The sequence below is a fragment of the Johannesbaptistia floridana genome (genome assembly GCF_057440575.1).
In genome coordinates, this window is sequence record NZ_JALKVM010000113.1 from 1 (window position 1) to 21,260 (window position 21,260).

Genomic DNA, 21,260 nt, shown 5'->3' on the forward strand with positions numbered 1-21,260 from the left:
TGCCCCTCTAAAAACGGGTCGCACCTCGACATTAAACTAGGAGGCAACCAACCTTTAGGTTTTTTTCGATTAAGAAATCTAGGTTGACGATAACGAGTCTTACGAGTTCTTCTAGAACGTCTGATTTGTCTCCTTGATAACAGTGCGTCTTTAATTTGTAAGCCCCGATGATTAAGCTCGGCGGCCCAAATTAAATTATTACCCAATAAGATAACTAAACCTGTGGTACGGCTACCTGGATCTAACTTTAGCTGACAATTATTGTTTGTGTGTAATGGTTTTTCCTCCTTAAGGATAATGGTAAATGGATAACGTTTAAATACGCTGGCTTTCCCTTGATTGAGTAACTTTCTAGCTCTAGCAGGGTGGCATGGATTTAATGGCTTTTTGTTTGAATCTAAAACGAAAACTCGCATGAGTTTAACTCCTATTTTTAGGGTAAAGGTCGCCTCGTCAATGTTTTTAAAGTTTGTCGCGCTAACAGCACTTCTTTCTCCCAAATACAGATGTTTAACTGTTAACCACAACAGCTACAAACTGGCGAAGCATTTGTAGGTGTGATGGCTTTAAAAACGTAGTTTGATTAAAACTAAGACTGGTCAACTATAGGCTTTTGCAAGCCCCCACTATAATCGGTATTCCGATGATCGTGGTGGGATGTTGACAGGAGCACTTACGGCAATAATAATAATGTCAGAGTCAGCGGTATCCTCTAAATCTCCATCACGAACTAGAAGTCGATAAGGAGTAAGAGCTACTGCTTGTTGAATATCGATCGCCTCTGCATGAGCAATATTCCTCGTACGATTATAAAGAACTAGTTCTGAAGCTAAGCCATCTTTTGCTATAACGAAGCTGATGGTGGAGCCAACTTTACCAATGCCAATCACAGAAATTTTCATAAATTAAGTGAGTAATCACAACGTATTTCTCATAATTGTACTAAAATTTTTAACGTTTCTCGCTAGAGTTACTAGTATCAATTTATTATTAATGACTACACGCCTAGTATCTTTCTACAGATATATTTTTAAAACTTTTTAAACGAGTAGTTTAGTAGCTCTGTGGAAAATCGACAAACTTTGAGCAAATTATCTGACGAGGTGACAAGGTAGCTACTCAATACTGCGTAGGTTTTGGATTTTGACCGCATCAGCGCGGTCAAAAGTTCATTTCTCTTTCGCTTGAGATCGGGTCTTGAGAACAAAAATACTGAAGACGCCTTTAGTAGAAACCAATTTTTAAGGGCGATCGCATTAATTCTTTAACTCATTACTTCAAAACTCGTTACTCAAGCACCCCCAGTAACTTTTAGAAAAGATGGAAGATCTACAGATACCTTCGATAGAAGGGGTAAAAATAATATACCATCGATTAAGATACTATACACAGGACGAGGAGAGGATGGTTGTATTTTCCACAGATAAACCAAAGTGGCGATCGCTCCTACTATAACTTCAATTTGAAAGGGCAGTAAACCTCCTATCCATGCGCCAATATGCAAAACAAGCATTAATAAGTTTAAAACTGAGAGAATAACTTTCATATTTCTAACTCCCACTATCAGAGGAAGAGTTTTCACCCCCTTAGCTTCATCTGATTCTAAATCTCTAAGGTCAAAAGTATGAGAATTAGTCACCACAAACACAAATATAAACAGAGTTGCAAATATAACTTTTAAATTAATACTAGACTCTGTATAAGCTAAGGGAATAGCTACAATAGCATAAGTAATTACTCCTCCCACTATCCAGGCTTTAATACCTGGGATATCTTTGAGACGGTAAAATTTTAACTCTCCTTTGCGTAACCAGGGTAAAAATGGCGTACCATAAAGTAGAGGAACTATGCCCACAAAGCTTACATAGACTACCTGTGTGGGGGCTTGATAGAGCATTATTGCGGTAGCTATTATCGAGGTTATTAATAATATAAATACCCAGGGTTTTTGAAAATAAGATTGAGCTTTGGGATCTGGTATTATTTGGACAAAAGAATCAAAAATTCTATCTAAATTATAAGGAATCAGAGCTACCCAAAAACAAAAGAAAACTGGACGCCAATCTATGGGCAAATCTACCAGTATTTCAAATTCTAAAGTTAGTGAAGCAATTCCTGCTGCTGCCCATATACTTGAATAAATAAATATTTCTAAAAAGCGGTTATATAGCCATTTCATCACTGATATTAATTATAATTAATCTTGAGAATTACCCCTTAAAGTTTTTCAAAAACTATTCCCAGTAAAGTGAAAAGAGCTAAAAGTAGGTAGTTACCAATAAAAGTTAGTTAAATCTACCTACTTTATCGAAACAATTACTCAAATTTACCGAAAAACTTAAAATTATCAAAAGTGCGAGCTCCCTTATTTGCAGTAACTTTGTTTAACAAAGCTATGACTACTGATTTAAATTTTCAGCGATAACTTCTGTTTCACTACCTAAGTCACTAATCATTTCTGGATTAGAAGAATCCACGTATATATATAGGTTAGGAATCATTTTTCCTTTGCGCTCGAAGCGAACCATTTTTGTTTCTTTGAGTTGATAATTTTTTTTGATTTCCTCTAGGGAATTATAAAGAATCTCTCCTGAGACATCTCCTTCTACCTTTTTGTCAGGGTTATAGAAATGTCCGTAGTTTGGTTCAACAATTACTAGATTCGCTTGAGGTATGGGTTTGATGAAGTAATCTTGGTTAGCTTCGCTTTGTTGCGCTATGGTTTCGTAATTTATGGTGATGATGCTTAATACTGTAATTAGGATTGCTGAGACGATAAGAGGGGGTGTAAACTTCCTAAACATTAGCTATGCTCCTTGTATGAGTTGTATAAGTTCTTGCTACTTGAATAAAGTGTGTAATTTTACGATTTGTAAAAAAATGTTAATTTCTATTAAGATTGTAACAAAAATTTAAGCATTATGGCAAGGAGAGTTAGGGCTGTTTCAAAAAACCATATAATATGGATAACTTTGGCGACAGGGGAAAAGTATTTTCAGTAGTTTTGTTGAATCAATAGTTAATCAAATAGTTACCTATGGTTTTAAGAAAATTTCTTGATTGTACTAAGCAAATCAGATTGCTTGATTTTTTTGCTTTCTAGGTAATTAGTATTGCAATACGTAGATTACTCTGTTAACATTATTAAAATTATTAAAAAGTGGAATCTAGACTATGGGCATATCATGGCATTTAGCTAAATTTTTAATTGGAGCAAAATCTCAAGGTATTTCATTTGAAAAAGTTGTTACTATCGGTCGATTAGATTGGTTTACGAGTAAACACGATGTTGATTGTTTATGTAAACTATATGATTATGAACCAACTGACATTGATGATTTATTAGTTCCAAAACCAAAATATTCAGAACCTTTTTTAAAAATGCTGGGGGCTAAGTATATTAATTCAATTGATGCTTCCAACTATGAAGAAGCTACAATTGTACATGATATGAATCAACCGATTAAAGATGAATTAAAATGCCAGTATGATCTGTTAATAGATGGTGGAACAATAGAACATGTGTTTAATTTTCCAGTAGCAATAGCTAATTATATGAATATGCTAAAAGTAGGCGGAGCATCAATTATAACAACGGATATTGCTAATGCTATGGGACACGGTTTTTATAATTTTAGCCCTGAATTATTCTACAGAACTTTTAGTCAAGAAAATGGATTTGCCATAGAAAGAATGATAGTATTTGAAAGATATGACTACAGTCAATGGTATGAAGTAGTTGACCCTCAAACTGTTCAATCTAGAATAGAATTAGTGGCTGATAGGCAAAAAATTGGGGTAATTATTTTAGCTAAAAAATTAGCTCATGTCGAATTATACAAAACCTGGCCTCAACAAAGTGATTATGTACCAAGATGGACAGATAAACAACCAAGCAATGTAGCGACAAAAGTTAAGGAAAGTAGTAAGAAAACAACAGAAAACAAATCTTATTTTCCAGAAACTCTAAGAACTTTAATTAAAACTAAAATGCCAAGTTTAATTACTAGAAAAAATAGTTATTTGAGTAAAATTAAAAACAAGAAAAAGTTTTCATTTGAAACTCAACCAGAAAAATTTATTCCTGTAGAGAAGTAATTTATTCAGCAAGCCCTATTTAGATACTGGTAGATAACCTTGAATAAGAAAATCCTGGTTAAACGGACACCAAGAAACCCGTTGTAGATTGAGAGCATCACTCATCTTAGTCAAACCTAAATCACCAACAGGAGATGGTGCATCTTTACCACCAATAATTTTAGGAGCAACAAAAGCGAGAACTTTTTGAATAACCCCATCAGAAATCGCTTGAGCGGCCAGAGTCTCTCCACATTCCCAAAGAATCGAAGCAAACTCACGTTTATAGAAATATTCCATAAGTGTTCGGGGTGAAAGAGGAGATAATTCAATCACTTCCACACCCTTTTGCTGTAAATCTGCTTTGACTTGAGGATTAGCTTGAGGGGTAGTTGCTACCAGAGTAGGTGCTATATCAGTTTGCCAAAGACGGGCTTGAGGGGGTAAATTGAGACTACGACTCATCACCACTCGCAAAGGAGAGCGATCGCCCACACCATGGGTAGTCAGATGGGGATTATCTATTGATAGAGTCTTACTCCCGATCACAATGGCATCGGCTGCGGCACGAACTTGGTAAACGAAGGCACGAGAATCCGGGGAACTAATCCAGGCACTATTCCCACTAGTAGTAGCAATTTTCCCATCAAGCGTCATAGCATACTTTAAGATACCCAAAGGTAAACCATGAGTAACTCGATGCACAAAAGCCTCATTTAACTCTTGACAAGCTTGGGTTTCCACACCAACAACTACCTCAATCCCCGCCTCTTCTAGACGTTTAATACCCCATCCTGACACCCGAGGATCTGGATCTACCATACCCACTACTACTTTTGCTATCTTTGCGGCGATTAGAGCTTCTGTGCAGGGGGGAGTTCTTCCATAATGGTTACATGGTTCTAGAGTTACATAAATAGTTGCGCCTTTAGCTTCTTCTCCTGCCGCTTGGAGAGCGAATACTTCGGCGTGGGGTTGACCTGCACCTGGATGAAATCCTTCCCCAATAATCTGGTTATTTTTGACAATAACAGCCCCAACCAAAGGATTAGGAGAGGTTTTCCCTAAAGCAGTTTTAGCTAACTCTAGGGCTCGCTGCATCATTTTACGGTCGAAGGCACTTCCCGAATTGGTTTGAGGTTGAAAAGTCATTAGGCTTTGATAATTTATTTATACAGGTTTTGACGAGGATTATAAGTTTCTATGGCTTTTAGCTGATTATAGAGGTTTAATTCTTCTTCACTGATATTTTTGGGAACCACAAGGATGATTTCTACTAATTGATCCCCCCGATTCCCTTGATTATCTGGATAGCCTTTGTCAGCTAGACGAAAACGTTGACCTGAACGAACTCCTTGGGGTACATTCATTTTAACTAAACCATCAATAGTTGGTACCTCAATAGCTCCTCCGATGACTGCTTCGGCTGGTGTTACAGGAACTTTACAATAAATATCATAATCCCGTAACTCAAAAAAGCGATGGGGTGCTATCGTTATTTCTAAATATAAATCCCCTCCACTAATTCCTTGGCCTTTTAGTCTAATTTTTTGACCGTCGAACATAGCCGGAGGCATGTCAATCTCTAGAGATCTCCCATCTTCTAGTCTAATCCTTTCTTTTCCCCCCACATAAGCTTGTTCTAGGGGTAAAGTTAATCTAGCGTCGATATTTTTAGGTATAGTACGGGTTGAAGGACTTTTTTTAAAAGTTTTACTTGTACCCGGGCGATAGGCTTCTGTATTTTGAGACCGTATTCTTTCGGTTTCTGGTACTGGATTTCTCGGATTTGCAAAAGGAGATGTTCTCTCTCTAATTCTTTCTACTACTGTGCTTCTGGAGTTAGAACTATTTCTGTTACTACCGTTTCTGTTTCCCCAAAGGCGACTAGTTGGACTAAATTTAGCGTCGTAGGCTTTTCTTTTTTCTTCATCGTGAAGAATATCATAAGCTTCGTTTATATGTTTAAAGGTTTCTTCTGCCGCTTTATTGTTGGGATTTACATCAGGGTGGTATTGTCTCGCCAGCTTTCGGAATGCTTTTTTTATTTCTTCTTGACTAGCATTGCGAGGTACTCCTAATATGGCATAATAGTTACGATTTTGCATTTTGTATTTTTATTAGCTATTTTTTTTAGTATATTTTGTCTTCTTGATAAAATTATAATTAACTAATATGTTCCTGATGTTTGTATATATTTCTTGAATCTGTTCTACCATCATATAGCCTTTTTCAGTCTAGGTGAGGTAAAGAGCAAAACGGTCGCCCTAGAAAAATCCCAATTGAATATCTAAGGCTTTTTTAATTTGACCAAAATAAATAGTAATTTTGGCTGTCATTTATCTTACCTTTTAGTCTTAATTTATTTTCTTCTTTTATTGTATGATATTATCAAGCGATCGCGGGTTAGGATCAATTCTTTAACTCATTACTCATTACTCATTACTTATTACTTATTACTCAACCACCACAAGTAAATGAGTGATAAAGATGCGAGGGTCTGAGTATAGATCCGATTATAAAATGATATTTATAGTCATCGGTTCCCCGGATTTTAAATCCGGGGCCATAGATTACCGCATAAGCGCGGTCAAAATCCTTAACCTAGGGCTTGCTGAATAAATGTAAAACTTTTGCTAGATAAAGGTTTGAGCTCATTTTTATCAGAAAAAGTGCAAGGTTTTTTGATATATTATGCTAGAAAGAGTGCATTTTTTTCTTTAATTACTCGAAAATTCATAAATCATTATTACCTTCTGCCTCCTGCCTCCTGCCTCCTGCCTCCTGCCTTTCTCCTCACCAAAACTTACTTTTTCACCCGTACCCTAACCTAGGCAGTAGACCGAAGGCGAGTCTTACTACTAAATGCCAAGAGAGCTAGTTTATTGGGCTAAAGCCCTACTACAAACTCATGAGGTTAAAACCATTCATCATCCTCTTCTTCATCCCAATCATTTTCATAAGGTATATTATTTAACTTTCCACGCCGAGAGTTACCTGAGTTATTATCTGGGGGATAATTAGGATCTCTTGAGGTTCTACTCGATTTTGGCTTTCTTGGGGGATAATCACTGGGAGGACTTACATAATCATTTTGGTAGGGATCCCTTGGACTTGGTTTTCTACTTCGGGAAGGGTAACTCTCTCGATAGCCCTCATCTGGATATCTTTCTGTGTTTCTGGGTGGATAGTCTTCCTGGTAGCGACGAGGGGGATAGTCTTCCTGGTAGCGACGAGGGGGATAGTCTTCCTGGTAGCGACGAGGGGGGTAGTCTTCCTGGTAGCGACGGGGTTCTTCACGATAATAGTCTTTAGATGAGTAGTAGCGTTCGTCTTCTTCATCATCTCCTATGAAAGTACGCTTCAATGAGGCAAAGAAGCCTTCGTCTTCTTCTGCTTCATATTGCAGTCTAATTTCTCTATTTAGTTCATAGAGAGCATCTTGTAGGTCTGCTTGGGTGCGATCTATTCTTATTTCATCATCTTTTTCTAAACTATCAATAATTTCTTGACAGAGGGCATCGATACGACGTCGGTAGTAGTTAGCAAATTGGGTTCCGTAGTCTAGAGCTATTTCTTTTAGCCTACGCTGGGCTTGATCTGTGAGGGTTTTGGCTCGGTTACGCTTCTCTACTCTTTCTCGGCGTTCTCGGTCTTTGTTGGCGAATTCTTCTGCTTCTGAAAGCATTCTGTTAACTTCATTTTCGCTAAGGGTAGAAGTTCCTTGGACAATTATACTTTGTTGTCTTCCTGTAGTTTTATCAACTGCTGTTACTTGTAAGATCCCGTTGGCGTCGATATCAAAGGCTACCTGTAGCTGAGGCATCCCTCGGGGAGCAGGAGGAATACCTGTTAGGCGAAATTTCCCTAGGGATTTGTTTCCTACTGCCATTTCCCTTTCTCCCTGTAGTGCATGAATTTCTACCATAGTTTGATTATTTTCGGAGGTAGAGAAACTATCGGATTTACGTACAGGTATGGTGGTGTTACGAGGTATCAGTTTTTTCATGACACCGCCAATGGTTTCTATCCCTAGTGACAGGGGAGTTACATCTAAAAGGAGTATGTCTTTGATTTCTCCTCCGAGAATACCTGATTGGATGGCTGCGCCTATGGCTACTACTTCATCGGGGTTAACATTTTCGTTGGGTTCAATGTTAATATAGCTGCGCACCAGTTCTTTTACTATGGGCATCCGAGTTGCTCCCCCTACTAGTACTACTTCTTCTATTTGAGCGGGGGTGAGATTGGCGTCGTAAAAAGCTCTTTTGATAGGACGACGTAGTCTACTAACTAAGTCTCCGCATAGTTCTTCAAATTTGGCTCTACTCAGTTGAGTTTCTATATGTTTGGGACCTTCTGGGGTGGCTGTGATAAAGGGTAGGTTTATTTCCGTAACACTTACTCCTGATAGTTCTATTTTCGCTTTTTCTGCTGCCTCCATTAATCTTTGTAAGGCTTGGCGATCGCGTCTTAAATCTACTCCTTCTTTTGCTTGAAATTCTGTCGCTAACCAATCTACAATTCTCTTATCGAAGTCGTTTCCTCCTAATTGAGTATCCCCACTGGTTGCTTTTACTTCAAATACCCCATCTCCTACTTCTAATATTGATACATCGAAGGTTCCCCCTCCTAGGTCAAACACTAGTATTGTTTGGTTTCTACCTTTTTCTAACCCGTAGGCTAGGGATGCTGCTGTTGGTTCGTTAATAATTCTTAACACTTCTAACCCAGCGATTTTCCCGGCATTTTTAGTTGCTTGTCTTTGGGAATCGTTAAAGTATGCTGGTACGGTAATTACTGCCCCTGTCACTGGTTCTCCCAGATAGCGACTTGCTTCGTCTGCTAGTTTACGCAGTATCATTGCCGATATTTCTTCTGGTGCAAATTCTTTTCTTAATTTAGGACATCTAACCTTGATGTTGCCTGTGTCATCGCGACGAATAGTATAGGGAACTTTTTTGGACTCTTCCTGTAGCTCTGCATATTTTCTGCCTATGAAACGTTTTACCCCATAAAAGGTGTTTTGAGGATTAAGTACTGCTTGTCTGCGTGCTAATTGGCCTACTACTAGTTCCCCATCTTTATTAAAACCTGCTACTGATGGTGTTGTTCGCATTCCTTCTGAGTTGGGGATTACTATTGGTTTCCCGCCTTCCATCACCGCAACTACGGAGTTAGTTGTTCCTAGGTCTATGCCTACTACTCTACCCATGCCTAATTTGTTCTCCAGTTCAAGAGCTATTTAACTCAAAGCTTTATTCTATAATAACTTTCTGTTGTTTACCTTGTTCGGTTTTCTATCTTTATCCTTAGTTTAGTTATTAGGCGTTGCCTGTCAAAACTTTTAATTCTATTGTATCTAACAAGCAACGCCCTTGATGGTGTTCAACTATTTTTCAAAGCAAAAATCTTTTCAATCACCATAGCTACCACTTTATCTGGAGTGGAGGCGCCGGAGGTTATCCCCACCACTATTTCCCCTGGGGGTAACCAGTTTTCTGTGACTGTGATGTCTTTTCCTAGGGGTTTATATTCTAATCTATTTCCTGGACCTATGCGATCGCTACTATCTATATGATAGGATACTAAACCTTTTTCTTGGGCTATTTCTTGTAAATGGGTGGTATTTGAAGAATTAAACCCTCCGATTACCACCATTAGGTCTAAATCTTCTTCTACTAGATTAAACATGGCATCTTGACGTTCTTGGGTGGCGTCACAAATGGTATTAAAGCTCATAAAATGTTCATTAAGCTGAGTTGGTCCGTATTTTTTCAGCATTGTTTGTTCAAATAGTTTACCTATTTGTTCTGTTTCGCTTTTTAGCATGGTGGTTTGATTAGCGATTCCCACTCTTAGTAAATCTTTGTCTGGGTCGAAGCCTGGGGAGTAGGCGAAAGCAAATTTATCTAAAAATTCCTGTTTATCGCCTCCTTCTTGTATGTATTTGCTCACATATTCAGCTTGTGCTAAATTCAAAACTATCAAATATTTATCAGCAAAGGAACTTGTTGCGATGGTTTCTTCGTGATTATATTTACCATGAATGATTGATGTATAGTCTTTTTTCTTGTGTTTTTCTACGGAGTTCCAAACTTTAGATACCCAGGGACAAGTTGTATCTACTATTTTACAGCCTTTATCGTTCAATAGTTGCATTTCCGTAACACTTGCACCGAAGGCCGGTAAAATTACTACATCTCCCTTGCCTACCACTGAAAAGTCTTTTTCTCCATCTTTTACTTCGATAAAACCTACATTCATTTCTCTTAAACGTTGGTTCACTGATGGATTGTGTATAATTTCATTGGTAATCCAGATACGTTCTTGGGGGAAGTGTTTACGAGTTTCATAAGCCATGGCTACTGCCCTTTCTACTCCCCAGCAGAAGCCAAAGGCTTCTGCTAGACGGATAGTTACCTGACCCTGGGTTAGAGTGTAGTTGTTGTCCCGGATAGTTTGAATCAGATTGCTTTGGTATTCTTGGTTTAAGATGCCGCCTACCTCGACTCCATGGCCAAAACCACGGCGGTGATAGTTTTCTGATTTTTGTAGAGAACGTTTAAAAGCTTTTGTATCCATAGGAATTTACTAAGACTATATAATAGTTTGATTTTGACATACTCTATCAAAAAAGTGCTACTCAACTCAATAAGAATATCCTCAAAAAAAATGCTAATATTTAAAGTTGACTAGAGTTGTAGAGATTTTTATGGCGATCGCTTTCTCGGTCTTATCGGATCAATTGTCTTCATTTGTTACACTTTCTCTCCTCCTCTTCCTCTCTCCCCCTCTCCCTCTCTCCCGAAGCTCCCCCTCTCCCCCTCTCCCTCTCTCCCCCTCTCCCCTAATTAAACCTATTATTTATCTTATGTTGAAGAAATTTCTTGAAAATCCAGTTAGTAAAATCATCTCAACTTCTATCCTAATAGCCCTCAGTTTAGGATTAAAACCAGCTAGTAGTGCTGAAAAAATCAGAGTGATATTCAGTCCTTTTGATTTTGATGTAGCTGTAGAATCTTTAGAAGTTTACGCAGAAACCGGAGAAATTAGACCAGATTTGGGGTTTTACCTCAATAGAGTAGATGAAAGAGAAAGAACAAAAATACGGGAATTACTCCAGAGACGGTTTGAATTTGACCAAGGAACAATTTCTAAAGTGCTGCGCACATCTTTAGGTAGAGACACCTTAAAACAGTTGGGTGAAGTGGTAAGAGTTAGCCTGAATACTAATGGCATGTATCCTCTACGAGGCGCCATAGTTCAATCGGCTGCTAATCCTGAAGGATTCACAATTATTGATGTTTTGCGTAATTTCCCTATAGAAAACATCTATGTGAGTGCTGAATCACTATTAAAATTGCGTCAAGAACTAAAAGTATATAGTTCTTATCGAGAAAGTACAGTAGAGGCGATCGCCCTTCAAGCTGCCCTAGAAGCTGAAGCTAATCCTATAGATAATTTAGAGCAATTGACTGATTTAAGTCAACCAGGTCCCTATAACTATCAAGAAAGTACAATTAGAGTAACTAAAGATGCAACACGACAAACCCGTCAAGGTTTAGTTGGTAGTTATAGTTTTCAAGCATATTTATATCTCCCGGAAAATAACCCCAATCCTGCACCTCTTATTGTCATTTCTCACGGTTTCGGCGCCCGTCAAGATAATTTTACTCAACTTGCGGCCCATTTGGCTTCTTATGGCTATGCAGTGGCTATTCCCGAACATGTTGGCAGTGATTTAGCTTACCGCGAGGAGTTGCTAAAAGGGCAATTGAGTACAGCCATGAGTCCCATTGAATATTTAGACCGTCCTTCGGATATTACCTATTTACTCGACGAGTTAGAAACATTACTAGAAAGTAATCCAACTTGGCAAAACCGAATTAACTTAAACCAAGTAGGTGTGATTGGAGAATCACTTGGAGGTACAACTGTACTATCTTTAGCGGGAGCTGAAATTAATCCTTCGAGACTAGAAGAAGAGTGTGATGTAGATGAAATTAACTTAAGTGCTGGTTTAATTCTTCAATGTCAGGGTGTAGCTTTACCACCAGTAAGATTTAATCTCAAAGATGAGCGCGTTAAAGCAGTAATTTCCGCTCATCCCTTGACTAGTGCTATTTTTGGACCGGAGGGGATGGAAACAGTTGATATACCCACAATGATAGTGGGCGGTAGTAATGACTTTATTACCCCTGTACCTACTGAACAAATACACCCATTTATTTGGCTAAAAACTCCAGAAAAGTACCTGGTTATGTTTGAACCGGGAACACATTTTACCAGTAGTGAACCCCCAGAAAATAATCCCGTTGACTATGTACCTGGTGCTTTTATTGGTGAAAATCGGCAAATAGCCTTTGAATATTTTCGTGGTTTAAGCGTGGCTTTTATGAATGTTTATCTTAGGGAAGAACAAGATTATAACCCTTATTTAAGTGCTGCCTATGGACAAGCAAACAGTAAACCTGATTTAAATATTTATCAAATTGAAGCTTTAACCCCATCTGAATTAGAAATTGCCTATGGTACTAAACCACCCACACCAATTATTCCTGAAAGAATTGCCCCTAAACCACCAGTTAGAGAACAAGGAATTGTGGCAGAAATTCAAGAAACTGGTATTGTTAAGATGGGAATGCGTCGGGATGCTATCCCTTTTGGTTATCTCAATCAAGATGATAACTGGACAGGTTATTGCGATGAATTGGCTGAGAGTTTTGCCGAATATTTACAAACTAAGCTAGATTTAGCTTCTACTCCCAAAATAGTAAAATTACAATCTACTCTGGCTAATCGGTTTCAACTGATTGAAAATGAAACTGTACATTTTGAATGTGGACCAAATACCATTAGAAGAGATTTAGAAAAAGTTAGTTTCTCTATTCCTTTTTTTGTCACAGGAATTCAATTTCTTGTACCCGAGGAGAAGATAACCAAAGTTAACCCAAATCGTGATTTATCTGGAGTAAGAGTTGGAGTTTTGAGAGAAACAACTAATGAGTTATTGATAAATCAGAGATATCCTAATGCTCAAATTGTCTACTTTGATGGCGAAGAAGGGAGAGATAATGCGATTAACGCTTTAGTAGGAGCTGAAATAGATACCTTTTTAGATGATACTATTTTACTAAGCGCAGAAATAGACGCGAAAAATTTAGATGTGAATGATTATCAGTTTGTACCAAAACTTCCTGTTGATTGTAGTTATTATGGTTTAGCTTTACCTAAAAATGACCCAGAATGGAATAAGTTAGTTAATGAGTTTTTAAGTAGTGATGCTGCTGATGATTTGCAAGTGCAGAGTTTTCCTGAGATAGCTGATACTGACCAAAGAGATAGTTTAAATTACTGTTTAAATCTCCAGAAAGATTTTTAGAAGCTTGTAGCGAAATATCAAGAGGCTGTATTACTCAGACCAAAGCATCTTTATCCAAAGTTACTTGTGGATGAGTTTTGAAGTAATGAGTAAGAATTAATGCTCAACGCTTAAAAATTGGTTGACCGCGTCTGGGCGATAGATGACCTTTGCTACGATCTTAGGCTAAAGAGAAATGAACTTTTTCTGACAGCTAAATTAGTACATACGTACTGGCAAAAGAGATGAGGTTAAGAAATGTTAAGAAATTTAACGGAAAAGTAGTAATTAAGTATCTAAAAAATGACAAAAATATCTAATTCTCTATTCCTTGTATATAGAGTACCTTAGGGATAAAAACTGAAGTCATCAAAAATAACTAAAAGGTAAATTCTGATGAAAAAAGAAAATAATTGAGATAAAATATTTCATAAAAAAGTAAAATAACTTAAAATTGATTAAGAAAACTATCAATTTAAGAGAAGATTGATTCATAAATAGGAGGAGAGTAGTCAATGGGACTACCTTGGTATCGCGTTCATACTGTAGTTATTAACGATCCAGGACGTTTAATAGCTGTACACTTAATGCACACTGCTTTAGTAGCAGGTTGGGCAGGTTCAATGGCTCTCTACGAGTTAGCTATCTTTGATCCCAGCGATCCTGTATTGAACCCAATGTGGCGTCAAGGAATGTTTGTTTTACCTTTTATGGCACGCTTAGGAGTAACAGGCTCTTGGGGTGGTTGGAGTATAACAGGTGAAACAGGCGTTGATCCAGGGTTCTGGTCATTTGAAGGTGTTGCAGCAGCACACATTGTTTTGTCAGGATTGCTCTTTTTAGCAGCTTGTTGGCACTGGGTATACTGGGATTTAGAGTTATTCTATGATCCTCGTACAGGGGAACCAGCCCTTGACTTACCCAAAATGTTTGGTATTCATTTATTCCTTTCTGGACTTTTATGCTTTGGTTTTGGTGCTTTCCACCTAACGGGAGTTTTTGGTCCGGGAATGTGGATATCAGATCCTTATGGCTTAACGGGACATGTACAACCGGTAGCACCAGAATGGGGCCCGGCAGGGTTTAACCCCTTTAACCCAGGAGGTGTAGTCGCTCACCATATTGCTGCGGGAGTTGTTGGTATTATTGCAGGTCTTTTCCACTTAACTGTACGTCCACCAGAAAGATTATATCGTGCTCTGAAAATGGGTAACATTGAAACCGTTCTTTCTAGTAGTATTGCGGCGGTATTTTTTGCAGCATTCGTGGTGGCTGGGACCATGTGGTACGGAAGTGCAACCACTCCAGTAGAATTATTTGGTCCGACTCGTTATCAATGGGATCAGGGTTACTACGCTCAAGAAATCGAACGCCGAGTTGAAGCTAGTATGGCGGCAGGAGATACTGAAGCAGAAGCTTGGGAGAAAATTCCTGATAAGCTTGCATTTTATGACTACATAGGCAATAGCCCCGCTAAAGGTGGTTTATTCCGTACTGGACAAATGAACCAGGGTGATGGAATCGCTCAAGCTTGGTTAGGACACCCTGTCTTTAAAGATGCTGAAGGTCGTGTACTAACTGTACGTCGTATGCCTAACTTCTTTGAAACTTTCCCTGTAGTTTTAGTTGACTCCGAGGGTATAGTTCGCGCTGATATTCCTTTCCGACGCGCTGAATCTCAATATAGTGTGGAACAAACTGGTGTAACTGTTGATTTCTACGGCGGTTTACTAGATGGCCAAACTATCACTAATCCTGCACAAGTTAAGCAGTATGCCCGTAAAGCACAGTTAGGAGAACCTTTTGCTTTTGATAGAGAGACTTTAGGATCTGACGGTGTATTCCGTACTAGTACTAGAGGTTGGTTTACCTACGGTCACGCCGTTTTTGCTTTACTATTCTTCTTTGGTCATATTTGGCACGGTTCTCGTACTCTCTACAGAGACGTATTCGCAGGTATCGACCCAGAGTTAGAAGAACAAGTAGAATTTGGTCTCTTCCAAAAAGTTGGGGATACTACTACTCGTAGACAAGAAAGTTAATTTTTGTTGAGTTTAGTCACCTAACTCATTTACCTAACTCATTTAAGGTAGGATATATTCCTACCTTATTTTTTTTTTAAGTCTTATTTTTGACAAAAATGATGAAACAACTAAAACCATGGCAATGGATAAGTTTAGCTATACCAATTGTAATAGTGGTTGGTTTTTTACTCTTCGCCGCTAGTGCTTCTATACATCGTTGGGGAATTAACTGGATCTGGGCTATATTTCTCTTGGTTTTTCTTCTCTGGCGCTGGTTACTAGTAAAATGGACTAAATCAGGAGTGCAAGAAATAGAAGCGGTTATTCAACAGATGAATGCTGAGTTAAACTCCAGTCAAATCGAAGCCCAAGAGTTACCTAGTCAAAAAGATGAGATAACTCAAGCTCAAACAGTATTGCAAAATATTTTAGAAAAAAGCGCCAATGATCCACCTATATGGAAGGATAGTAGTCAGTTCTGGCAACGTTGTCAAGAATTGGTAACAGCTATAGCTAAAATATATTATCCAGAGGTGAAATATCCTCTTCTAAATATTTATATACCTCAAGCCTATGGTCTCATTAGAGGTACTATAGATGATTTGGATCGCACCATGCACCAGTTATCACCATTACTAAATCAAGTGACCGTAGGACAAGCCTATCAAGGCTACGAACTCTATCAAAAATTTTCACCTTCAGCGCAAAAACTCTTGAAGGTATGGAATTGGAGTCAATGGTTACTTAATCCCGCAGTGGCGATCGCCAAAACCGCCAGTCAACCTGCTACTAATCAAGCTAATCAAGAATTGTTGGCCAATTTAAGTCAAATTCTAAAACAAGCACTTTTATACAATCTCTGTCAAAAATCAGTACAACTCTACGGTAGTGATGAGAATCTTCCCAATTTAGAAACAATTGTCTCTCAACAGGCACCTCCTGTAGAAACCCAAAGTATTCGCTCAATTATAGAAACCGCTAAACCAGTCAAAGAAGTAGAACAACTGGAGTTAAATATACTTATAGTAGGGAGAACTGGTGCCGGAAAAAGTAGCTTAATTAATACTATCTTTCAAGCAGACTTAGCCGAGGTGGATGTGTTGCCCTCAACTACCGAAATCAAAAGTTATCAATGGCAAACCCCCCAAGGAGAAAGTTTAATACTCTGGGATAGTCCCGGTTACGAACAAGTAAAAGGTAAAGAATATCGAGATTTAGTAATTGACTATAGTATTAAAGCTGATGTAATTTTAGCAGTTACACCAGCTCTAGATCCAGCCCTGGAAATGGATCAAAATTTTTTAGAAGAGATTGGCGAAATTGATAATCTACCCCTAATTATGGTGGTGACTCAAGTGGATAAATTACGTCCCATTCGTGAATGGAATCCTCCCTATGATTGGAGAGAGGGAAATCAACCCAAGGAAGTTTCCATAAAAGGGGCAATTGCCTATCGCCAAGAATTATTCAGTGATTTAGTTTCTCATATCCTCCCAGTAGTTACTATAGATGAGAAGACTCAGAGACAGGAGTGGGGAATATCGGAATTATCAGCAGCTATTTTAGCCTCGGTTTCTCCCGCTAAAGAGTTACGTCTAGCTCGCTTTTTGCGCGATCGCGAGACCCGTATCAACTCCTGTGCTAAAGTTATTAACAAGTACACCCAAATCATGTCTAGTAGTCAGGGTTTAACCAATCTGCTCAAAAGTCCTATACTCAGCTTTATTAGTACTCTCTCTACAGGTTCTCCTGAACTAGGTTATTTACTAGCCCAACAAATACCCATCGAAAAACTACCTATAGTTATTGGTAAGTTACAGATGGTTTATGATTTATGGCAATTACTCAAAGAACCAGATAAAAATTTAGACTTAATGGTAGTTTGGCCATTACTAATGGATGACTCTGATACTTCCCCTAAAACTAGCGCTTGGGCATTGGGAAAAGCGATGGTAGAGTATTGGACTAAAAATTTAACTCAACAACAATTAAAAGCTAAATATCAAGAGTATTTAGAAATTCATCAATAAGTTGTTGGTAAGCTGGGAATTCTTGATAAATCAAAACTCTTTTTTCTGTGGAGAAACATTTAATTGTTGCTTTTATTTTTGTCTGATGCGATACAATAATTACTTGTTACTATATCAAATCAAAGCGGCAACAGGTGCAGTACTTTGTCGCGGCTTATGAATGTCAATTTCTTTGCAGCATTCCACTGTCAAACAATTTTTACGATAACTAATTAAGCGGATTTCATCTAACATGAATACATCTAACATGAATACATCACAAAGGCGTTCTCTAAGAGCTATTGAACAATTCTTTGCCTCTTTCCATCGAGCGACGGGAGATTTGACAGTTGTCTGCTGCGCTAAGGTAGAAGCTCTACATTCCCTATCAGAAGCCACTTTTCAACTACAAGAAGCTATTGACTTTTTTTACCATCAACATCCACTTTTTCAACTAAAAATTCAAAAAAACTCGGAACAAGAAGCGGATTATCTTAACTTGGGTGCATCTAGTTTTCATCTCAATATTCAGCACAAAGATTGGAAGCAATGTATGTTCGATGAAATCAATGCTCCTTTTCCCGAATCTGGACCCCTGTGGCGATTTACCATTTGTCACCAAGAGCAGAGTAGTTATTTTCTGATCGCCTGCCATCATACTATCTGCGATGGATTTACGATTGTCTCTGTTATGAGACAACTATTAAAATATGCTGCTTCCCCCTCTTTCCCAGAAGCCTCTGATTTTCCCCTATCCCTTTATGATCCCTTAAAATTGTCAGAAGAAATTCAATTCCCTCCTTCTGTCACTTCAAACTCCTCAAGCGCTTCCCCTGATTATCCTTTGGTTAAACCTACTATTGATTCGCCTCAAGCCCCTTTAGAATCTCGCAAAACCGCGTTAATCTTTGAGCGCTTTTCCTCTACAGAAGTTAATCAATTGAAGCAGTGCAGTCGAGAATATGGTGTTTCTCTGCAACCTATGTTTATGGCAGCCTTCTGTCATTCTTTATCAAAGACTGGTATTGTTTCGGCCACTTCTTTTACCTTTGAGCAAATGTTACCCATTAATTGCCGACGCTATTTAAGTTCTAAAAAATCCCAGATCTGGGGCAATTTTTTTATTTGTCCTTCTTTGCTAACGAGAGGTCAGAGCACTTGGACAATCAAAGATTGGTGGCGAGAAGTTCAACGTATACATGAAGAAATCCAAAGTTTGCTACAACTTCCACAAAGTTTAGAAATGTTACTTACTGCCGATGCCTTTTCTATTAAATCCTCAGTCACTGCTCTTTATCAAAGATGCCAGAAGGAAGGATACCACGGGCGAGATTACCCTTCTGGCATTTCTAACCTGGGTCAAGTTGATCTGACAACCGGAAACCCCATCTGGGATCCCCAAAATGTGTACTTTAGTTCGGGACATGGCAAAATGGGAACTTATTTATTTATTTCCCTTGTAAGTGCCTCTGATGGTATGGGGATTTGTTTGGATTATCCCTCTCCTCTTTGTTCCCCAGAAACTGCTCAAAATTTTCTCATTAATTTTAAAAATTGTTTGGGACAATTAGCTAATTTTGAAAAGTATTTTGTTTAACTGAAAAATTTCCCATCTAAATCTCTAATACTAACTTATCACTTTTTGGCTTAGCTATACAAATCAGGGCAGTACCTGGTTCTGCTTCTCCTGCTGGTTCTTCTGTATATTCTACCTCTCCCTCTTTTATCTTACACATACAAGTTAAACAGACACCTTGACGACAACTGTAGTCAGGTTCTAGGCCATTATCTTCAGCCAGATCTAAAATACTATTATATTTAGATGTCCAAGTTACAGTACGATTAGACTCACTAAAAACAATTTCTGCTTCCTTGTTTGTATCTTTGGCTGGAGTTTTATTTGTCTTAACAGGTTTACTAAAAGACTCAAAAAATACTTGACTATCATCTATTCCCCAAGTTTTTAAACCTTCTCGTAAACTATCCATAAATGCAGGAGAACCACAGAGAAAATATTCCGCCTCTTCTTTCGCTTTTTCTCCTAGTTGTGGAGTTACTAATTTTTTAACTAAATCTATATCTACATAACCTTGGGAATGATATTTGCCTTCATCATGAGGTTCAGGACGACTATAGCGGTAGTGAAGGCGAAAATTAGGGTGATTAGCGCTTAACTCTAACATATCCTCACGAAAAGCTTGATAATCGGCATTTTTGGCTCCATGTATGAACCAAATCTGACGTTGAGGATTATGGGCGATCGCCGCTTTAGCCATGGCAATCATCGGAGTAATTCCCACTCCATTACTTAACAAAATTGCTGGAGTAGTTCGATTAATATCTAGGAAAAATTTACCATGAGGTGGTTTACACTCAATAATACTGCCTTCTTCTAGGCGATCGTGCATAAAATTAGAAGCAATCCCAGGAGGCACATCTAAATCTTTAGGAGAAAGTTCGCGCTTAATCGAGAGACGATAATATTCTGGTGAAGAGTGATAATCAGAAAGGGAATAAGTGCGAATAACCGGGCGATTTTCTTCAGGAATAGTTAACTTAATAGTTAAAAATTGACCTGGTTGATAATTGGGAATATTCTCCCCATCTTGAGGTTTTAGGTAAAAAGAAGTAATTTCTTCACTTTCTTTAACCTTGCGCATCACTACAAAGTTACGCCAATCCTGCCAATGTTCTTTTTTTGCTTTACTTTGGGTTTTTTCCTTTGTAGGAGTTGTATCTGATGTAGATTTATTTACTAGGCCAAATATTCCTCCACCCACAGCAGCTACTAAGGTAGCATAAACTCCTATTTTATGGCTACGGGGATTTCTAGGGGCTCTCCAGCCTATAATAATAGCAGATAACATAGTAACTACTGCCGAAGCTGTTACCGCCGCAGTAATCATTCTCAGGCTAGGATTTTTAATCTTTTGAAGACTTGCAAACATAACTTAATATTTATTTATTTTTTACTTACATGATAAGAAGAATAAAGACATGAAGAATGAAGAATTATTTTTTTTCCTCATTCCCTCATTTTCAATTGGCTAACCAAACAGTATTGGATAGGATCTAAAAAGCCGCATAGCCAAAAGTTACGTTAAATTCACGACACCAAATAGCCACCGATTGAAACTCATTTAAATTTAAATCACTAGAGATAGGGTAGCGTTGTGAACCACTAAAACTTTTTAAAGGCGCTAGGGTAATATAATCTTCTTCATTCAAATTAACAGGTACCACCCCTTTACGGTGTAAAACAACTAACACATCAGGACCTGTGGCTGTATCAAAAGCTTGATCAAATTCTAAATATGTTTGACCATTTTCAGTAATAATTTTAGCTGTACCTGTGGTAGGATGGTCTTGTTCTGTAGTTACGAAGGACCCGGATTTGGTGATGTTTTGGGCAACTAAAACGCCACTGGAGTTATCTTGATTATTGAAAGAATTAGCCCAAGCTTCTCCAGGATTAATTAAATTAGTCACAGTAGCACCAATTAATAAACTGGAAGAAAGACCAAAAGCAGCTAAAGTAGTAAATTTCATAGTAGTTAATCTCCTAAATAAGTTTGATTTCTTTGCGTTATTTTTAGTATCCAACTAAAAACTTAATTAGAAGTGGGAAAAATCTGAGAATTACCTAAGAAAATTTTAATTAAGGTTTCTTATTAACTGTAATTGAACAGATTTGATCTAACTAGGCGATCGCCTGGCAGAGCGACTACGTAGTAAATTGTAGGGTGCGTTAACGCCAGTGTAACGCACCGTAATATAATCTCTGGT

Annotated in this window: 15 protein-coding genes; 5 read left to right on the forward strand and 10 right to left on the reverse strand. The window is 38.1% G+C overall.

What is annotated here, in order from left to right:
• From iscB to MW688_RS08165, 4 genes are all read right to left on the reverse strand, one after another.
• The coding region (gene iscB / locus MW688_RS08150) for an RNA-guided endonuclease IscB (RefSeq protein WP_486735458.1) at positions 1-416 on the reverse strand (416 nt) is incomplete at its 3' end.
• A 210-nt stretch (positions 417-626) separates the two neighbouring features.
• Positions 627-902, reverse strand: a complete 276-nt coding sequence (locus tag MW688_RS08155; protein WP_486735459.1) for a lactate/malate family dehydrogenase — start codon at positions 900-902, stop codon at positions 627-629.
• A 389-nt stretch (positions 903-1,291) separates the two neighbouring features.
• Positions 1,292-2,179, reverse strand: a complete 888-nt coding sequence (locus MW688_RS08160; protein ID WP_486735460.1) for a UbiA family prenyltransferase — start codon at positions 2,177-2,179, stop codon at positions 1,292-1,294.
• Positions 2,180-2,399: 220 nt separating this feature from the next.
• Positions 2,400-2,804 (reverse strand): hypothetical protein, encoded by a 405-nt coding sequence (locus MW688_RS08165; RefSeq protein WP_486735461.1) that lies wholly within the window; start codon positions 2,802-2,804, stop codon positions 2,400-2,402.
• Between the two features lie 370 nt (positions 2,805-3,174).
• Between MW688_RS08165 and MW688_RS08170 the strand changes: the two genes are divergently transcribed.
• Positions 3,175-4,098, forward strand: a complete 924-nt coding sequence (locus MW688_RS08170; RefSeq protein WP_486735462.1) for a hypothetical protein — start codon at positions 3,175-3,177, stop codon at positions 4,096-4,098.
• 15 nt (positions 4,099-4,113) lie between these two features.
• Here MW688_RS08170 and ribD read toward each other — a convergent pair whose 3' ends face one another.
• The 4 genes from ribD to MW688_RS08190 all read right to left on the reverse strand — a co-directional run bounded on the left by ribD (position 4,114) and on the right by MW688_RS08190 (position 10,662).
• Entirely contained in the window at positions 4,114-5,229 is a 1,116-nt protein-coding gene (gene ribD / locus MW688_RS08175; RefSeq protein ID WP_486735463.1) for a bifunctional diaminohydroxyphosphoribosylaminopyrimidine deaminase/5-amino-6-(5-phosphoribosylamino)uracil reductase RibD, read from the reverse strand.
• A gap of 14 nt (positions 5,230-5,243) precedes the next feature.
• Positions 5,244-6,185: a DnaJ C-terminal domain-containing protein gene (locus MW688_RS08180; RefSeq protein ID WP_486735464.1), complete on the reverse strand. Its 942-nt coding sequence runs from the start codon at positions 6,183-6,185 to the stop codon at positions 5,244-5,246.
• Positions 6,186-6,994: 809 nt separating this feature from the next.
• Positions 6,995-9,292: a molecular chaperone DnaK gene (dnaK, locus tag MW688_RS08185; protein ID WP_486735465.1), complete on the reverse strand. Its 2,298-nt coding sequence runs from the start codon at positions 9,290-9,292 to the stop codon at positions 6,995-6,997.
• Positions 9,293-9,465: 173 nt separating this feature from the next.
• Complete coding sequence (locus MW688_RS08190) at positions 9,466-10,662, reverse strand: 4-hydroxy-3-methylbut-2-enyl diphosphate reductase (RefSeq protein ID WP_486735466.1); 1,197 nt, start codon at positions 10,660-10,662, stop codon at positions 9,466-9,468.
• Positions 10,663-10,951: 289 nt separating this feature from the next.
• On the opposite strand from MW688_RS08190, the gene MW688_RS08195 reads away from it, so the two are divergent.
• From MW688_RS08195 to MW688_RS08210, 4 genes are all read left to right on the forward strand, one after another.
• Positions 10,952-13,462 carry an alpha/beta hydrolase gene (locus MW688_RS08195; RefSeq protein ID WP_486735467.1) on the forward strand — a complete coding sequence of 837 codons (2,511 nt, stop codon included), beginning with the start codon at positions 10,952-10,954 and terminating at the stop codon, positions 13,460-13,462.
• Positions 13,463-13,956: 494 nt separating this feature from the next.
• On the forward strand, positions 13,957-15,483 hold the full coding sequence (gene psbB, locus MW688_RS08200) for a photosystem II chlorophyll-binding protein CP47 (protein ID WP_486735468.1): 1,527 nt from the start codon (positions 13,957-13,959) through the stop codon (positions 15,481-15,483).
• A 101-nt stretch (positions 15,484-15,584) separates the two neighbouring features.
• Positions 15,585-17,495: a GTPase family protein gene (locus tag MW688_RS08205; RefSeq protein WP_486735472.1), complete on the forward strand. Its 1,911-nt coding sequence runs from the start codon at positions 15,585-15,587 to the stop codon at positions 17,493-17,495.
• Positions 17,496-17,742: 247 nt separating this feature from the next.
• Positions 17,743-19,071, forward strand: coding sequence for a hypothetical protein (locus MW688_RS08210; protein WP_486735469.1), 1,329 nt, complete (start codon positions 17,743-17,745; stop codon positions 19,069-19,071).
• A gap of 16 nt (positions 19,072-19,087) precedes the next feature.
• On the opposite strand, the gene MW688_RS08215 is transcribed toward MW688_RS08210, so the two are convergent.
• Both MW688_RS08215 and MW688_RS08220 read right to left on the reverse strand, forming a co-directional pair.
• On the reverse strand, positions 19,088-20,422 hold the full coding sequence (locus MW688_RS08215) for a 2Fe-2S iron-sulfur cluster-binding protein (protein ID WP_486735470.1): 1,335 nt from the start codon (positions 20,420-20,422) through the stop codon (positions 19,088-19,090).
• A gap of 124 nt (positions 20,423-20,546) precedes the next feature.
• Positions 20,547-21,023, reverse strand: a complete 477-nt coding sequence (locus tag MW688_RS08220; protein ID WP_486735471.1) for a DM13 domain-containing protein — start codon at positions 21,021-21,023, stop codon at positions 20,547-20,549.
• Positions 21,024-21,260 lie beyond the last annotated feature (237 nt).

What these genes read in the sequence shown, in the direction of transcription:
- MW688_RS08155 (WP_486735459.1), bottom strand. Translation starts at nt 902, where the DNA reads ATGAAAATTTCTGTGATTGGCATTGGTAAAGTTGGCTCCACCATCAGC.
- MW688_RS08160 (WP_486735460.1), bottom strand. Translation starts at nt 2,179, where the DNA reads ATGAAATGGCTATATAACCGCTTTTTAGAAATATTTATTTATTCAAGT.
- MW688_RS08165 (WP_486735461.1), bottom strand. Translation starts at nt 2,804, where the DNA reads ATGTTTAGGAAGTTTACACCCCCTCTTATCGTCTCAGCAATCCTAATT.
- MW688_RS08170 (WP_486735462.1), top strand. Translation starts at nt 3,175, where the DNA reads ATGGGCATATCATGGCATTTAGCTAAATTTTTAATTGGAGCAAAATCT.
- ribD (WP_486735463.1), bottom strand. Translation starts at nt 5,229, where the DNA reads ATGACTTTTCAACCTCAAACCAATTCGGGAAGTGCCTTCGACCGTAAA.
- MW688_RS08180 (WP_486735464.1), bottom strand. Translation starts at nt 6,185, where the DNA reads ATGCAAAATCGTAACTATTATGCCATATTAGGAGTACCTCGCAATGCT.
- dnaK (WP_486735465.1), bottom strand. Translation starts at nt 9,292, where the DNA reads ATGGGTAGAGTAGTAGGCATAGACCTAGGAACAACTAACTCCGTAGTT.
- MW688_RS08190 (WP_486735466.1), bottom strand. Translation starts at nt 10,662, where the DNA reads ATGGATACAAAAGCTTTTAAACGTTCTCTACAAAAATCAGAAAACTAT.
- MW688_RS08195 (WP_486735467.1), top strand. Translation starts at nt 10,952, where the DNA reads ATGTTGAAGAAATTTCTTGAAAATCCAGTTAGTAAAATCATCTCAACT.
- psbB (WP_486735468.1), top strand. Translation starts at nt 13,957, where the DNA reads ATGGGACTACCTTGGTATCGCGTTCATACTGTAGTTATTAACGATCCA.
- MW688_RS08205 (WP_486735472.1), top strand. Translation starts at nt 15,585, where the DNA reads ATGAAACAACTAAAACCATGGCAATGGATAAGTTTAGCTATACCAATT.
- MW688_RS08210 (WP_486735469.1), top strand. Translation starts at nt 17,743, where the DNA reads ATGAATACATCACAAAGGCGTTCTCTAAGAGCTATTGAACAATTCTTT.
- MW688_RS08215 (WP_486735470.1), bottom strand. Translation starts at nt 20,422, where the DNA reads ATGTTTGCAAGTCTTCAAAAGATTAAAAATCCTAGCCTGAGAATGATT.
- MW688_RS08220 (WP_486735471.1), bottom strand. Translation starts at nt 21,023, where the DNA reads ATGAAATTTACTACTTTAGCTGCTTTTGGTCTTTCTTCCAGTTTATTA.